The sequence below is a fragment of the Pseudomonas sp. SCB32 genome, assembly GCF_009189165.1.
Lineage (GTDB): Bacteria > Pseudomonadota > Gammaproteobacteria > Pseudomonadales > Pseudomonadaceae > Pseudomonas.
Genome location: NZ_CP045118.1, coordinates 2,326,612 through 2,341,175, shown reverse-complemented (window position 1 = coordinate 2,341,175; position 14,564 = coordinate 2,326,612). Strand labels below are relative to the sequence as shown.

Here is a 14,564-nt window from a genome sequence, read left to right as displayed (position 1 = left end):
GTTTTCGACGAGCAAGAAAAAGGCCGCTGATCAGCGGCCTTTTTCATTTCCGGCGAGGCAATTACTCGGCGAGACGCCAGGTAGTACCGCCCTTGCCATCTTCCAGTACCACGCCCAGAGCAGTCAGCTCGTCGCGGATACGGTCGGATTCGGCCCAGTTCTTCGCCGCGCGGGCATCCAGACGCGCCTGGATCAGCGCCTCGACCTGCGCCGCATCGACCTTGCCTGCCGCGCCAGCCTGGAGGAACTCGTCGGCATCCAGCTGCAGCACACCCAGCAGACCGGCCAGCTCCCGCAGACGCGCCGCCAGCGCGGCAGCCGCGGCCGGCTCGCTGTCGCGCAGACGGTTGATTTCACGGACCATCTCGAACAGCACGGCCACGGCTTCCGGTGTACCGAAGTCGTCGTCCATTGCCGCAGCGAAGCGCTCGACGAAGGCCTCGCCACCCTCGGCAGCCACCTGCGGCAGGCCACGCAGCGCGGTGTAGAAGCGCTCCAGCGCGCCCTTGGCTTCCTTAAGGTTGTCTTCGGAGTAGTTGATCGGGCTGCGGTAGTGGCTGGAGACCAGCAGGAAGCGCACCACTTCCGGGTGATACTTCTCCAGGACTTCGCGGATGGTGAAGAAGTTGCCCAGGGACTTGGACATCTTCTCGCCATCCACGCGCACCGCGCCGGCGTGCATCCAGCTGGCCGCGTAGAGCTTGCCGGTAGCCGCTTCGCTCTGGGCGATCTCGTTCTCATGGTGCGGGAACACCAGGTCCGGGCCGCCGCCGTGAATGTCGAAGGTCTCGCCCAGGCAGCAAGTGGACATCACCGAGCACTCGATGTGCCAGCCCGGACGCCCGGCGCCCCAGGGCGACCCCCAGCTCGGCTCGCCCGGCTTGGCACCCTTCCAGAGCACGAAGTCCAGCGGGTCTTCCTTGGACTCGTCGACCTCGATCCGCGCACCGATGCGCAGGTCTTCGATCTTTTTGCGCGACAGCTTGCCGTAGCCGGCGAACTTGCCGACCCGGTAGTAGACGTCGCCGTTGCCCGGAGCGTAAGCGAAGTCCTTGTCGATCAGGGTCTGGATCATCTCGTGCATGCCGGCGATGTGGCCGGTGGCGCGCGGCTCGATGTCCGGACGCAGGACCGACAGGCGCGCCTCATCCTCGTGCATCGCGGCGATCATGCGGGCGGTCAGGTCTTCGAACGACTCGCCGTTCTCCTGGGCGCGACGGATGATCTTGTCGTCGATGTCGGTGATATTGCGCACATAGGTCAGGTCATAGCCGCGATGACGCAGCCAGCGGGCGATGACGTCGAACGCCACCATCACGCGGGCATGGCCGATGTGGCAGAAGTCGTAGACGGTCATGCCGCACACGTACATGCGCACCTGGTTGCCGACCAGCGGCTTGAGGGCGTCCTTGGTCTTGGACAGCGTGCTGTAGATCTGCAAGTCGGCCATGCCTTACTGCCCCCAGGAATCGCGCAGGGTCACGGTACGGTTGAACACCAGGGCACCGAACTTGGAATCCTTGGAGTCGGCGCAGAAATAGCCCTCGCGCTCGAACTGGAAGCGATCGACTGCCGTGGCCTTGGCCAGCGACGGTTCGGCACGGCAGCCCTTGAGCACCACCAGCGAATCCGGGTTGATGTTGTCGAGGAAGCTGCCGCCTTCTTCCGACTTCTCCGGGTTGGCGGAGCGGAACAGGCGATCGTACAGGCGCACTTCGCACTCCACGCTCTCGGCGGCCGGCACCCAGTGGATCACGCCCTTGACCTTGCGGCCCTCGGGGTTCTTGCCCAGGGTGTTCTCGTCGTAGCTGCAGCGCAGTTCGACGATGTTGCCGTCGACATCCTTGATCGCTTCGTCGGCACGGATCACGTAGCTGCCGCGCAGGCGCACTTCGCCACCCGGAATCAGGCGCTTGTAGCCGGCCGGCGGGACCTCCTCGAAGTCGCTGGCGTCGATGTAGATCTCGCGGCTGAACGGCAGCACGCGCATGCCCATGTCCTGCTTCGGGTGGCACGGCAGTTCGAGGACCTCAGTCTGGCCTTCCGGGTAGTTGGTGATCACTACCTTCAGCGGCTTGAGCACGCACATGGCGCGGCTGGCGTTGGCGTCCAGGTCGTCACGAATGGCGAATTCCAGCATGCCGATGTCCACTACGCCGCCAGCACGGTTCACGCCGATCATGTCGCAGAAGGTGCGGATCGACGCCGGGGTGTAACCGCGGCGGCGGTAGCCCGACAGGGTCGACATGCGCGGGTCGTCCCAGCCGTCGACGTGCTTCTCGTCCACCAGCTGCTTGAGCTTGCGCTTGCTGGTAATGGTGTAGTTCAGGTTCAGGCGCGCGAATTCGTACTGACGCGGCTGGGCCGGGACCGGCAGGTTGGCCAGGAACCACTCGTACAGCGGGCGGTGATCCTCGAACTCCAGGGTGCAGATGGAGTGGGTGATGCCCTCGATGGCGTCCGACTGGCCGTGGGTGAAGTCGTAGCTGGGGTAGATGCACCACTTGTCGCCGGTCTGGTGGTGATAGGCGTGGCGGATGCGGTAGAGGATCGGGTCGCGCAGGTTGATGTTCGGCGAGGCCATGTCGATCTTGGCACGCAGCGAACGGGCGCCATCCGGGAACTCGCCGGCTTTCATGCGGGCGAACAGGTCCAGGTTCTCTTCAACCGAACGGTCGCGGAACGGGCTGTTCTTGCCCGGCTCGGTCAGGGAACCGCGGTATTCGCGCATTTCCTCGGCGTTGAGGTCGCAGACGAAGGCCTTGCCGGCCTTGATCAGCTCCACCGCCCAGGCGTGCAGTTGGTCGAAATAATTGGACGCATAGCGCACCGGGCCGACCCAGTCGAAGCCCAGCCATTTCACATCGGCCTCGATGGCGTCGATGTATTCCTGGTCTTCCTTCGCCGGGTTGGTGTCGTCGAAGCGCAGGTGGCAGTCGCCGCCGAACTCCTTGGCCAGGCCGAAGTTCAGACAGATGGACTTGGCATGGCCGATGTGCAGGTAGCCGTTGGGCTCCGGCGGGAAGCGGGTGACGACTTTCTGGTGCTTGCCACTTTCCAGATCGGCCGCAACGATCGGGCGCAGGAAGTTGGCGGCAACAGTGGCTTCTTTCGTATCGGCGGTAGGCTTGCTCATGGTGTCCTTGATCATGCTGATGTTCGGCCAGGGTAGGCCAGCCAAACCAAAGCGCTTATCATAGCCGAAGCTGTCAACCCCCTGACAGGCCTTCGATTTTTCCAACGAGCGGAATCCCTCTGATGCCTACCACCGTCAAACTGCAGACCAACTTCGGCGATATCACCCTTGAACTCTTCGACGACAAGGCGCCGGAAACCGTGGCCAACTTCAAGGAGTACGTTAAGGCCGGCCATTACGACAACACCGTTTTCCACCGTGTGATCAACAACTTCATGATCCAGGGCGGCGGTTTCGAGCCAGGCATGAAGCAGAAGTCCACCCGCAAGTCGATCAAGAACGAAGCCAACAACGGCGTCGGCAACAAGATCGGCACCGTCGCCATGGCCCGTACCATGGAGCCGCATTCGGCCAGCGCGCAGTTCTTCATCAACGTCGCCGACAACGACTTCCTCAACCACAGCGCGCCGACCGTACAAGGCTGGGGCTACTGCGTGTTCGGTGAAGTGAAGGACGGCATGGACGTGGTCAACAAGATAAAGGGCGTGGCCACTACCATGCGCTCCGGCCACCAGGACGTTCCGGCCGACGACGTGATCATCGAGAAAGCCGAAATCCTCGGCGAGTGATTCGATGAGCGTCCTGTTCATCTCGGACCTGCATCTCGAAGCGGAACGCCCGGACATCACCCGGGCGTTCTTGCATTTCCTCGCCACCCGCGCCCGCACGGCCAAGGTGCTGTACATCCTCGGCGACTTCTTCGAAGCCTGGATCGGCGACGACGGCATGGACGAGTTCCAGCACTCCATCGCCCGCGCCCTGCGCGAACTGTCCGACAGCGGCACGCGCATCTACCTGATGCACGGCAATCGAGACTTCCTGATCGGCAAGGCATTCTGCCGGGAAGCCGGCTGCACCCTGCTGCGCGACCCGAGCCTGATCGACCTGGGCAGTGAGAAAGTCCTGCTGATGCATGGCGACAGCCTGTGCACCCTCGATGCGGCCTACATGAAGCTGCGCCGCTGGCTGCGCAACCCACTCTCGCTGTTCATCCTGCGCAACCTGCCCCTGACCACCCGCCACAAGCTGGCGCGCAAGCTGCGCAAGGAAAGCCGAACGCAGACACAGATGAAGGCCAGCGAGATCGTCGACGTCACCCCGTCGGAAGTCGAGCGCATCATGCGCGACAAGGGCGTGCGCATCCTGATCCACGGCCACACCCATCGCCCCGCCGTGCATGAACTGGACATCGATGGCCGTCCGGCGCGTCGCATCGTCCTTGGCGACTGGGATCGCCAGGGCTGGGCACTGGAGGCCGACGACCAGGGCCTGCGGCAGGCGCCCTTCCCGCTCTGAAGCTTCCGGCCACTGACGTAGTGGCCATTAAGAGCCAACCTTCCCGCACTCTCGGACGTTTCTCCTTGACCGGCAGGCGCGCACTTGCGCAGCATCACCGCCTCGTTCACTCAAGGAAGAAACATGCTGATCTCCAAGGAAAATCTCATCAAGTTCGGCGCCGCTCCCGTGGCGCTGGTCGCCGCTGGCTTCATCCTCTTCAACGGGGTCTTCTTCTATAACGAAGCCGGCTACATGACCCACGTGCGCACCATCTTCGGCGAAGAGAAGATCGTCGATGACGTGGGCTATGCCACCAAGTGGTTCGGCCGCGCCACCACCTGGAAGAAAGCCATCAGCGTGCAGTCCGTGCTGGTCATGGACGAGAACGACAACAACCCGGACAACGACGCCCTCGGCGCCACCATCGAAGCCTTCCCCATCGTCTTCCTCGGCAACGTCGACGCGAAGGTCGAGTCCTCCGCGCGCTTCCGCCTGCCCGGCGGCGACCAGTTCCTGAAAATGGCCCAGGAATACCGCAACCCGGACAACTTCATCCGCACAGCGCTGGTCCCGGCGATCAAGGAAACCCTGCAGGCCACCGCCTCGCTGATGACCGCCGACGACTACTACGCCGGCGCCCGCAGCGAGTTCGCCGCCGAGTTCGAAAACCAGCTCAACGACGGCCTGTACCTGATCAAGCGCAAAGAAGTCCGCGGCCCGCGAGGCGCCCTGCCGCACCAGACGGCCATCCTGCAGGCCGGCACCGAACAGGGCAGCTACGGCGATAACAACGCCAGCCAGTTCGTCACCGAGAAGGTCACCGACGCCAAGGGCATCCCGGTACGCAAGCAGCAGCAGTTCCGCAAGTTCGGCGTGGAAGTGGTGGAAGCGCGCATTACCAACGTCGACCCCAACCCGCAGTACAAGCAGCGCATGGTCAAGGTGCAGCAGGCGCTGGCCGAGCTGGCCGTGGCCCGGCAGAACCGCCTGAAGGAAGAGGAAGAAAAGCTGCTGGTCACCGCCCGCGGCGAGAAGGAAGTGGAAGCCAAGCGTCAGGAAACCCTCCGTGACCAGATCGAGCGCACCACCCAGGCGGAAACCGACAAGCAACTGGCGGTGATCAACGCCGAGCGCGAAAAGCAGCGCGCCGAGATCGAGAAACAAACAGCCGAGCTGCTGCGCGACAAGGCCGCCGTCACCGCCCAGGCCACCAAGATCACCGCCGACGCCGACGCCTACGCCCGTGAAGCGGTGATCAAGGCGGACGGCGCGCTGCAGCCCAAGCTGGATGCACTGATCGCCATCAACAAGGTATGGGCCGAGGCCGCCGCCCAGGCACCGGTGCCCAACGTGATGATGGCCGGCGGCTCGGCCGGCGCCAGCAGTCGCCAGGACGAGATCGGCCAACTGATGGGCGTACTGGCGACCAAGGCTGCGCGAGACCTCGCGCTGGACCTGAAGGTGAAGGACTAAGCCTGAATCGGAATCCAAACCTGTAGGAGCGAGCTTGCTCGCGAACGGATTTCCCGGCAGCTCCGGCTCTGGATTGGTTCGCGAGCAAGCAAGCTCGCTCCTACAAAAAGCAGCAAAGAAAAAAGCGCCCATCAGGGCGCTCCTTTCATTCCAGTCGGTGAGTCAGGCCGCTAACTCGACCGGCACGCCACTGTGGAAGCGGAACTCGCTGTCCGGCGACAGGATCAGGCCAGCCTCAACTTCGCGGATCTCCGTCACGCGCTGATCGATATCGGCATCGTCGCCATAACGGCGGGCCAGGCTCAGGTAACCCTGGAAGTGCCGCGCCTCGGATTTCAGCAGCGAGCCGTAGAACTTGGCGAGATCGGCATCCAGATGATCCACCAGCGCGGCAAAGCGCTCGCAGCTGCGGCACTCGATGAAGGCGCCGACGATCAGCGTATCCACCAGCTTGCGCGGCTCGTGGTTGCGTACCACGGCGCGCAGGCCCGACGCATAACGGCTGGCGGAGATCGGCCGCAGTGGGATGCCACGCTTCTTCAGGATCGCCAGCACCTGCTCGTGGTGGCGCAGCTCCTCGCGGGCCAGGCGCGACATGAAGTTCACCAGTTCTTCGTGAGCGCTGTACTTGGCGATCAGGGCCAGGGCCGTGCTGGCGGCCTTGAACTCGTTGTTCTTGTGGTCGATCAGCATCACCGCCTGATCCCGCAGCGCGGCTTCCACCCACGCATCCGGCGTGGCACAACCGAGGAATTCCCTGATTTCAGACAACATGCTCAACTCCAACGAAGCGTCCCACCGGCTGGCCGGTGTCATAAATGCGGGGCATTATACGAATGCCGCCGCGCGGAACCAGCGTCCGCCCTTGATATGCCTCAACGTCATGACGGTGATATCCCGACTACAGTTGTTCCACATAAACAACGCGCACGAAGGGAGACGATCATGCAAGCCATCCGTAGCATCCTCGTAGTCGTGGACCCTGACCAGCCGGACGGTCTCGCCCTGAAACGGGCGCGGCTGATCGCCAGCGTCACCCAGTCCCACCTGCACCTGCTGGCCTGCGAGAAGCGCGGCGACTGCACGGCGGCGCTCGAGGAGATCACCCAGGGACTGCGCGAGGAAGGCTTCAGCGCCTCCAGCAGGCAATCCTGGAAGGACAGCCTGCAGCACACCATCATCGCCGAGCAGCAAGCCGAAGGCTGCGGCCTGGTGATCAAGCAGCACAGCCCCGACAACCCGCTGAAGAAGGCGCTGTTGACCCCGGACGACTGGAAGCTGCTGCGCCACTGCCCTTCCCCCGTGCTGCTGGTAAAAACCAACCAGCCCTGGGCCGGGCGCAACATCCTTGCAGCGGTGGACGTGGGCAATAGCGACAGCGAGCACCGCACCCTGCATGCCGGGATCGTCAGCCATGCCTATGACATTGCCGGGCTGGCCCATGGCGAGCTGCATGTGATCAGCGCCCACCCCTCGCCGATGCTGTCGGCCGCCGACCCGACCTTCCAGCTCAGCGAAACCATCGAGGCCAAGTACCGTGAGGCTTGCCGGGCGTTCCAGGCTGAGTACGGCGTCGACAACGACCACCTGCACATCGAGGAAGGCCCGGCCGACATACTCATCCCGCGCACCGCGCACAACCTGACGGCTGCCGTCACGGTGATCGGCAGCGTGGCGCGTACCGGCTTCTCCGGCGCCCTGATCGGCAATACCGCCGAGGTGGTGCTGGATGCGCTGGAAAGCGACGTCCTGGTGCTCAAGCCGGACGACATCATCGCCCACCTGGAAGAGCTGGCCGCACAGCCCTGACGGTACTCCGCCAGTGGTCGCAGTGACGACGTGTAGGAGCGAGCTTGCTCGCGAACCATTTTCCGGCAATTGAGGTGCTGGGCGGTTCGCGAGCAAGCTCGCTCCTACAAAGCCCCCACAAAAAAAGCCGCCCATCGGGCGGCTTTTTCATGCAGGCCGGGTCAGACCCGCGACTCCATGCCTTCGGCCAGGAAGCGCGGGGCGATATAGCGCTCGTAGTGCGCCTCGGAGAGGATAAAGAACTCCTTGTCGATGGCATCGCGCAGGTCCGGCAGCGGCCAGTCGCGGAATTCCGGCAGCAGCGCCAGGCCATAGGCCTCCACCTGGTTGATCATCCGCGAACCACGGGCGATCAGCTGGTAGGCCCAGCAATATGGCGACTGGTCGGGGACGAAGCGGATCTGCCGTTGCTCCAGTTGCGCACGCAGGCGCTGCGCATCGAAGACCTCCAGCTTGGCCATCATTACCTGGGCGAGCAGAGCCTCCAGGCGGCTCAGCACGGAGCGCTTTTCCTCGTCACCGTAGCCGTTCCAGTTCACCACTTCATGGTGGAAACGCTTGCAGCCACGGCAGACCAGGTCGCCATAGACCGTCGAGCAGAGGCCGACGCAGGGGGTTTTGATGCGCTGAGAGGACATGACGGATCGAATAGCGGGCAAAGCGGCATATTAGTGTCCGAGCGGCTTCATCGCAAACCGCATTGCCGAGCCGTCGAACACGACCATTGTCTAGGCGATATCACCCTTGCGGGGGTAGCAAATCGGCTTACCAACACCGTTTTTTTCCATTAGAATCCCTTCGCCTTTTTGGCGTCATTGTCCGAAAGAAGCTGTTTTCAAAGCGTCACGAAGCACAGATTCCGGCAGCCGCGCGGTCTGGGCGCTCCCCTCAAGCGTCCAGCCCCATCAGTTTCAGGCCTCCCCGGCGTAAAACTTTGAAAACAGCTTCTGCCCGGAGATCGCCGGTGCCGTCGTAGGTCAGTGGATTACCGTCCACCATGCCTGACGAATGGATCGGAAGGGTCTCCTGGATACGCGTCCTCCGGGACCACTGATGAGGGAAATACTGTGCTTGAAGCCTACCGCAAACACGTAGAAGAGCGTGCCGCCCAGGGCGTCGTGCCCCAGCCGCTGAACGCCGAGCAGACCGCTGGTCTGGTCGAACTCCTGAAGAACCCGCCGGCCGGCGAAGAAGAATTCCTCCTCGATCTGATCACCAATCGCGTGCCGCCGGGCGTCGACGAAGCCGCCTACGTCAAGGCCGGTTTCCTTTCCGCCGTCGCCAAGGGCGAAGCCACCTCCCCGCTGCTGACCAAGACCCGCGCCATTGAGCTGCTGGGCACCATGCAGGGTGGCTACAACATCGCCACCATGGTCGAGCTGCTGGACAGCGCCGAGCTGGCCGAAGTCGCCGCCGAGCAACTGAAGCACACCCTGCTGATGTTCGACGCCTTCCACGACGTCGCCGAGCGCGCCAAGAAAGGCAACGCCGCCGCCAAGGCCGTGCTGCAGTCCTGGGCCGAAGGCGAGTGGTTCAAGGCCCGTCCGGCCGTCGCCGAGAAGCTGACCCTGACCGTGTTCAAGGTCCCCGGCGAAACCAACACCGACGACCTGTCCCCCGCTCCGGACGCCTGGTCGCGCCCTGACATCCCGCTGCACGCCCTGGCCATGCTGAAAATGGCCCGCGACGGCATCGAGCCGATCCAGGCGGGCTCCGTCGGTCCGCTGAAGCAGATCGAAGCCGTCAAAGCCAAAGGCTTCCCGGTCGCCTACGTCGGTGACGTGGTCGGCACCGGTTCGTCCCGTAAGTCCGCCACCAACTCGGTGCTGTGGTTCTTCGGCGACGACATTCCCTACGTTCCGAACAAGCGCGCTGGCGGCTTCTGCTTCGGCACCAAGATCGCCCCGATCTTCTACAACACCATGGAAGACGCCGGTGCCCTGCCGATCGAATTCGACTGCACCAACCTGGCCATGGGCGACGTCATCGACGTATACCCGTACGAAGGCAAGGTCGTGCGTAATGACAGCGGCGAAGTGGTCACCACCTTCGAGCTGAAGACCCCGGTTCTGCTGGACGAAGTCCGCGCCGGCGGCCGTATCCCGCTGATCGTTGGCCGTGGCCTGACCGAGAAGGCCCGCGCCGAGCTGGGTCTGGCTGCGTCCGACCTGTTCAAGAAGCCGGAAGCACCGACCGACAGCGGCAAGGGCTTCACTCTCGCCCAGAAGATGGTTGGCCGCGCCTGCGGTCTGGCCGAAGGCCAGGGCGTACGTCCGGGCACCTACTGCGAACCGAAGATGACCACCGTCGGTTCCCAGGACACCACCGGCCCGATGACCCGCGACGAGCTGAAAGACCTGGCTTGCCTGGGCTTCTCCGCCGACCTGGTGATGCAGTCCTTCTGCCACACCGCTGCTTATCCGAAGCCGATCGACGTCAAGACCCACCACACCCTGCCGGACTTCATGATGACCCGCGGCGGTGTTTCCCTGCGTCCGGGCGACGGCATCATCCACAGCTGGCTGAACCGCATGCTGCTGCCTGACACCGTCGGCACCGGCGGCGACTCGCACACCCGCTTCCCGATCGGCATCAGCTTCCCGGCCGGTTCCGGCCTGGTCGCCTTCGCCGCTGCCACCGGCGTCATGCCGCTGGACATGCCCGAGTCGGTTCTGGTGCGCTTCAAGGGCAAGCTGCAACCGGGCATCACCCTGCGTGACCTGGTCCATGCGATCCCCTACTACGCGATCCAGGCTGGCCTGCTGACCGTCGAGAAGAAAGGCAAGAAGAACATCTTCTCCGGCCGCATTCTCGAGATCGAAGGTCTGAACGACCTGACCGTCGAACAAGCCTTCGAGCTGTCCGACGCCTCCGCCGAGCGTTCGGCTGCCGGTTGCACCATCAAGCTGCCGGAAGACGCCATCGCCGAGTACCTGAAGTCCAACATCACCCTGCTGCGCTGGATGATCGGCGAAGGCTACGGCGACGCCCGCACCCTGGAGCGCCGCGCGCAAGCGATGGAAGCCTGGCTGGCCAACCCGCAACTGCTGGAAGCCGACAAGGACGCCGAGTACGCCGCGGTCATCGAGATCGACCTGGCCGACGTCAAGGAGCCGGTACTCTGCGCTCCGAACGACCCGGACGACGCCCGTCTGCTGTCCAGCGTCGAAGGCCGCAAGATCGATGAAGTCTTCATCGGCTCCTGCATGACCAACATCGGTCACTTCCGCGCTGCCGGCAAACTGCTGGACAAGGTCAAGGGTGGCATTCCGACCCGTCTGTGGCTGGCTCCGCCGACCAAGATGGACGCCCACCAACTGACCGAAGAAGGCTACTACGGCATCTACGGCAAGGCTGGCGCGCGCATGGAAATGCCGGGCTGCTCGCTGTGCATGGGTAACCAGGCTCGCGTACAGACCGGTTCGACCGTGGTCTCCACTTCGACCCGGAACTTCCCGAACCGTCTGGGCGACGCCACCGACGTGTTCCTGGCATCCGCCGAGCTGGCCGCTGTCGCTTCGATCATCGGCAAACTGCCGACCGTCGAGGAGTACATGGCCTACGCGAAGGACATCGACAGCATGTCTGCCGATATCTACCGCTACCTGAGCTTCGACCAGATCGCCGAGTTCCGCGAAGCTGCTGCCAACGCGAAGATCCCGGCCGTTCAGGTCTGAGACTCCTAGCGTGATGAAAAGCCCCGCCCCGTGCGGGGCTTTTCTTTTGCAGCGCTCGTTATGGAGGCGCCCGCCCTCGCGATGGGCCTAATACTTATTGACCGTTGCGGCTGCGACCCGCGCGTCTAAGGTGTCAGCAGGCCCTGCCCATTCCGGTGCTCAGGTGCCCTTGATGGAACCCTCCAGAGGTGGCTCCCTTCCTCTGAGCCCCGCCCTTGTGGCGGGGCTTGTTTTTTCCACCGCGCCTGGCACACCCCTTGCTGTACGCCCAGAAACAGGCAGCCCAACGGCGGGCCCTGAAAGACGATGACGTCGCCCCCTTCGCCCATCGACGGCCGGAGAGGCGGCGCCCTTTGCCTTCAGAGGTGGAAATGATCGACAGCACACGCGGCCGCCCCGACAGCCTGGCCTGGGTCGCCGGCTCCGACGCGCCGGAGAAGACCGCGCTGAACCTGGGCTTCATGGCCCTCACCGACTCCGCATCCCTGGTGGTCGCTGCCACGCAGGGCTTCGCCCAACCCTATGGCCTGACCCTCAATCTGCAGCGGCAGAGTTCCTGGGCCGGCCTGCGCGACCGTCTGCTCAGCGGCGAACTGGACGCGGCACAGGGCCTCTACGGCCTGATCTATGGCATGCAGCTCGGTCTTGGCGGCACACCCGCCACCGAGATGGCCGTGCTCATGGGGCTGTGCCAGAACGGCCAGTCGATCAACCTTTCCGCGCCGCTGATGCGCGACGGTGTGACCTGCGCTGAAGCACTCCAGCACCACGTGCGCCAGAACGGTGCGCCGCTGACCCTGGCGCACACCTTCCCCACCGGCACCCACGCACTGTGGCTGTACTACTGGCTGGCCGCCCACGGCATCCATCCGCTGCGCGACGTGCGCTCGCTGGTGGTGCCTCCGGCGCAGATGGTGGAGCACCTGAAGGCGGGGCGGATCGACGGCTTCTGCGCCGGCGGCCCATGGGGCGCGCTGGCGGTGGACGAAGGCATGGGCTTCACCCTGGCCACCAGCCAGCAGATCTGGCCGGACCACCCGGAAAAGGTCCTGGGCGCCACCCGCGCCTTTGTCGAGCAATACCCCAATGCCGCCCGCGCCCTGGTGATGAGCATTCTCGACGCCAGCCGCTTCATCGAGGCCAGCGAGGACAACCTGCGCAGCGCGGCGCAACTGGTCAGCGGTCAGGACTACGTCGACGCCCCGCTCTCCAGCATCGAGCCGCGCCTGCTCGGCCGTTACCAGGACGGCCTCGGCCACGCCTGGCAGGATGCCCACCCGCTGCACTTCTTCGACGGCGGCCAGGCCAATTTCCCCTGGTTGTCCGACGGCATGTGGTTCATGACCCAGTTCCGCCGCTGGGGCCTGCTTCGCGAGGACGTCGACTACCTCGGCATCGCCCGCCAAGTCCAGCAACTCGACCTGTACCGCGAAGCTGCCAGTGCTGTGGGCGTCAGCGTGCCGGACGCCGAGATGCGCGCCTCGACCCTGATCGACGGTCGCCTCTGGGACGGCAGCGACCCGGCCGGCTATGCCCGCCGCTTCGAATTGAACGCCCTGATGGAGCGAGGTTAAGCATGCTCCGCGTCCTGCTGATCAACGACACCCCGAAGAAGGTCGGGCGCCTCAAGGCGGCACTGGTGGAGTCGGGCTTCGACGTGGTCGACGAATCCGGTCTCACCGTGGACCTGGCGCAACGCGTGGAAGCCCTGCGCCCGGACGTGATCCTCATCGACACTGAATCCCCCGGCCGCGATGTGCTGGAACAGGTGGTGCTGGTCACCCGCGACCAGCCGCGTCCGATCGTCATGTTCACCGACGAGCACGATCCGCAGGTGATGCGCCAGGCCATCCGTTCCGGGGTCAGCGCCTACATCGTCGAAGGCATCCAGGCGCAACGCCTGCAGCCGATCCTCGACGTCGCCATGGCCCGCTTCGAGAGCGACCAGGCGCTGCGCGCGCAGCTCCAGGCCCGCGACCAGCAGCTTGCCGAGCGCAAGCGCATCGAACTGGCCAAGGGGCTGCTGATGAAAATGAAGGACTGCGCCGAGGAAGAGGCCTATACCCTGATGCGCCGCCAGGCCATGGGGCGTCAGCAGAAGCTGGTGCAGGTAGCCGAACAGATCATTGCAATGCACGAAATGCTCGGACACTGACAGGCCATCTGCCAGCGGCGGCATCCCGCGGTCAGAACGCCAGCCTGGCTGCTGGCCCCCGCCCGCGCGGGCACTGCGTATCCTCCCCGCGCCGCGCGAAACGCGCGGCGCCCTCGCTTCCATTGCCTGACCATGGAAGTCCGCAGTGCGACCCGCCGGCTAGGTACCTGTCGGTCGCATCCGAACCCTTCGTGAGCGAGACAGCATGATCGACCTTTCCACTTGGAACCTGACCATCCCCAGCGCCCCCCGCCCCACCGAAATCACCACCCAGCAACTGCTGAACGGCTACCAGAGCAGCTACTTCAAGCGCGATGGCGACACTATCGTGTTCTGGGTGCCGGTCAACGGCTCCCACACCGAAGACAGCACCTACCCGCGTACCGAGCTGCGCGAGACCAAGCGCGACGGCAGCATCTACAACTGGTACTACACCGGCGGCGACAACGAGCTGCGGGCCACCGTGAGCGTCGGCCGCGTGCCCTCGCAGAACAAGATCATCATCGGCCAGATCCACAGCAAATCGCCCACCAGCGGCGACGGCGAGCCGCTGGTGAAGCTGCAGTACTACTATCACCCCGACACCCAGACCGGCAGCATCGAGGCGCTGGTGCGCAACCACCCGACCGACACGGTCAGCAAGAACATCCCGTTGCTCAAGGATGTGCGCCTGAACGAGCGCGTCACCTACAGCCTGCGCGTGACCTCCACGGGCCAACTGGGCCTGCGCGCCGAAACCTCCGATGGCGAGAAGCAGTACTACGGTCAGGCCCTGAGCTCGACCTGGAGCAAGCAGCTGCTCTACTTCAAGGCCGGCGCCTACATCAGCGACAACAAGGGCACCACCGACGAAGGCGGCCGCGTGACCTTCTACCACGTCAACCTGACGCACTGACGTCCCCATTCCGCCCGCCAATGGCGCTGCGAAACCGGCGGCGGGCTCCGTACAATGGCGCACTCCCTATGATCCGAGAGC

General features: G+C 64.3%; 12 protein-coding genes. 8 read left to right on the top strand and 4 right to left on the bottom strand.

Annotated elements, in window-relative coordinates; translation table 11 throughout:
* Window positions 1-61 precede the first annotated feature (61 nt).
* Together cysS and GA645_RS11005 are read right to left on the bottom strand one after the other, a co-directional pair.
* Window positions 62-1,450, bottom strand: coding sequence for a cysteine--tRNA ligase (cysS, locus tag GA645_RS11010; protein ID WP_152222645.1), 1,389 nt, complete (start codon window positions 1,448-1,450; stop codon window positions 62-64).
* Window positions 1,451-1,453: 3 nt separating this feature from the next.
* Window positions 1,454-3,136 (bottom strand): glutamine--tRNA ligase/YqeY domain fusion protein, encoded by a 1,683-nt coding sequence (locus tag GA645_RS11005; RefSeq protein ID WP_152228038.1) that lies wholly within the window; start codon window positions 3,134-3,136, stop codon window positions 1,454-1,456.
* Between the two features lie 122 nt (window positions 3,137-3,258).
* Here GA645_RS11005 and GA645_RS11000 point away from each other — a divergent pair, with 122 nt between their 5' ends.
* The 3 genes from GA645_RS11000 (at window position 3,259) to GA645_RS10990 (ending at window position 5,947) form a co-directional block, all read left to right on the top strand.
* A complete protein-coding gene (locus tag GA645_RS11000) occupies window positions 3,259-3,765 on the top strand; it encodes a peptidylprolyl isomerase (RefSeq protein WP_152222643.1) in 507 nt (168 codons plus the stop codon).
* 4 nt (window positions 3,766-3,769) lie between these two features.
* Complete coding sequence (gene lpxH / locus GA645_RS10995) at window positions 3,770-4,492, top strand: UDP-2,3-diacylglucosamine diphosphatase (protein ID WP_152222641.1); 723 nt, start codon at window positions 3,770-3,772, stop codon at window positions 4,490-4,492.
* Window positions 4,493-4,615: 123 nt separating this feature from the next.
* The gene (locus GA645_RS10990) at window positions 4,616-5,947 is read left to right on the top strand and encodes an SPFH domain-containing protein (protein ID WP_152222639.1); all 1,332 of its coding nucleotides are present in this window, start codon (window positions 4,616-4,618) and stop codon (window positions 5,945-5,947) included.
* Between the two features lie 162 nt (window positions 5,948-6,109).
* Here GA645_RS10990 and GA645_RS10985 read toward each other — a convergent pair whose 3' ends face one another.
* Window positions 6,110-6,727 (bottom strand): tRNA-(ms[2]io[6]A)-hydroxylase, encoded by a 618-nt coding sequence (locus GA645_RS10985; protein ID WP_152222637.1) that lies wholly within the window; start codon window positions 6,725-6,727, stop codon window positions 6,110-6,112.
* Between the two features lie 165 nt (window positions 6,728-6,892).
* Here GA645_RS10985 and GA645_RS10980 point away from each other — a divergent pair, with 165 nt between their 5' ends.
* Entirely contained in the window at window positions 6,893-7,756 is an 864-nt protein-coding gene (locus GA645_RS10980) for a universal stress protein (RefSeq protein ID WP_152222635.1), read from the top strand.
* Window positions 7,757-7,917: 161 nt separating this feature from the next.
* On the opposite strand, the gene GA645_RS10975 is transcribed toward GA645_RS10980, so the two are convergent.
* Window positions 7,918-8,394 (bottom strand): DUF1289 domain-containing protein, encoded by a 477-nt coding sequence (locus GA645_RS10975; protein ID WP_152222633.1) that lies wholly within the window; start codon window positions 8,392-8,394, stop codon window positions 7,918-7,920.
* Window positions 8,395-8,823: 429 nt separating this feature from the next.
* Here GA645_RS10975 and acnB point away from each other — a divergent pair, with 429 nt between their 5' ends.
* From acnB to GA645_RS10950, 4 genes are all read left to right on the top strand, one after another.
* Complete coding sequence (gene acnB / locus GA645_RS10965; protein WP_152222631.1) at window positions 8,824-11,433, top strand: bifunctional aconitate hydratase 2/2-methylisocitrate dehydratase; 2,610 nt, start codon at window positions 8,824-8,826, stop codon at window positions 11,431-11,433.
* Between the two features lie 371 nt (window positions 11,434-11,804).
* The gene (locus GA645_RS10960; RefSeq protein ID WP_152222629.1) at window positions 11,805-13,007 is read left to right on the top strand and encodes a CmpA/NrtA family ABC transporter substrate-binding protein; all 1,203 of its coding nucleotides are present in this window, start codon (window positions 11,805-11,807) and stop codon (window positions 13,005-13,007) included.
* A 2-nt stretch (window positions 13,008-13,009) separates the two neighbouring features.
* Window positions 13,010-13,588, top strand: a complete 579-nt coding sequence (locus GA645_RS10955) for an ANTAR domain-containing response regulator (RefSeq protein ID WP_152222627.1) — start codon at window positions 13,010-13,012, stop codon at window positions 13,586-13,588.
* Window positions 13,589-13,793: 205 nt separating this feature from the next.
* Window positions 13,794-14,483: a polysaccharide lyase family 7 protein gene (locus GA645_RS10950; protein ID WP_152222625.1), complete on the top strand. Its 690-nt coding sequence runs from the start codon at window positions 13,794-13,796 to the stop codon at window positions 14,481-14,483.
* The last annotated feature ends 81 nt before the right edge of the window (window positions 14,484-14,564 follow it).

Bases quoted from the DNA above. Each gene is read 5' to 3' on its own strand.
- cysS (WP_152222645.1), bottom strand. From the start codon at position 1,450: ATGGCCGACTTGCAGATCTACAGCACGCTGTCCAAGACCAAGGACGCC.
- GA645_RS10960 (WP_152222629.1), top strand. From the start codon at position 11,805: ATGATCGACAGCACACGCGGCCGCCCCGACAGCCTGGCCTGGGTCGCC.
- GA645_RS10955 (WP_152222627.1), top strand. From the start codon at position 13,010: ATGCTCCGCGTCCTGCTGATCAACGACACCCCGAAGAAGGTCGGGCGC.
- GA645_RS10975 (WP_152222633.1), bottom strand. From the start codon at position 8,394: ATGTCCTCTCAGCGCATCAAAACCCCCTGCGTCGGCCTCTGCTCGACG.
- lpxH (WP_152222641.1), top strand. From the start codon at position 3,770: ATGAGCGTCCTGTTCATCTCGGACCTGCATCTCGAAGCGGAACGCCCG.
- GA645_RS11000 (WP_152222643.1), top strand. From the start codon at position 3,259: ATGCCTACCACCGTCAAACTGCAGACCAACTTCGGCGATATCACCCTT.
- GA645_RS10980 (WP_152222635.1), top strand. From the start codon at position 6,893: ATGCAAGCCATCCGTAGCATCCTCGTAGTCGTGGACCCTGACCAGCCG.
- GA645_RS10990 (WP_152222639.1), top strand. From the start codon at position 4,616: ATGCTGATCTCCAAGGAAAATCTCATCAAGTTCGGCGCCGCTCCCGTG.
- GA645_RS10950 (WP_152222625.1), top strand. From the start codon at position 13,794: ATGATCGACCTTTCCACTTGGAACCTGACCATCCCCAGCGCCCCCCGC.
- GA645_RS11005 (WP_152228038.1), bottom strand. From the start codon at position 3,136: ATGAGCAAGCCTACCGCCGATACGAAAGAAGCCACTGTTGCCGCCAAC.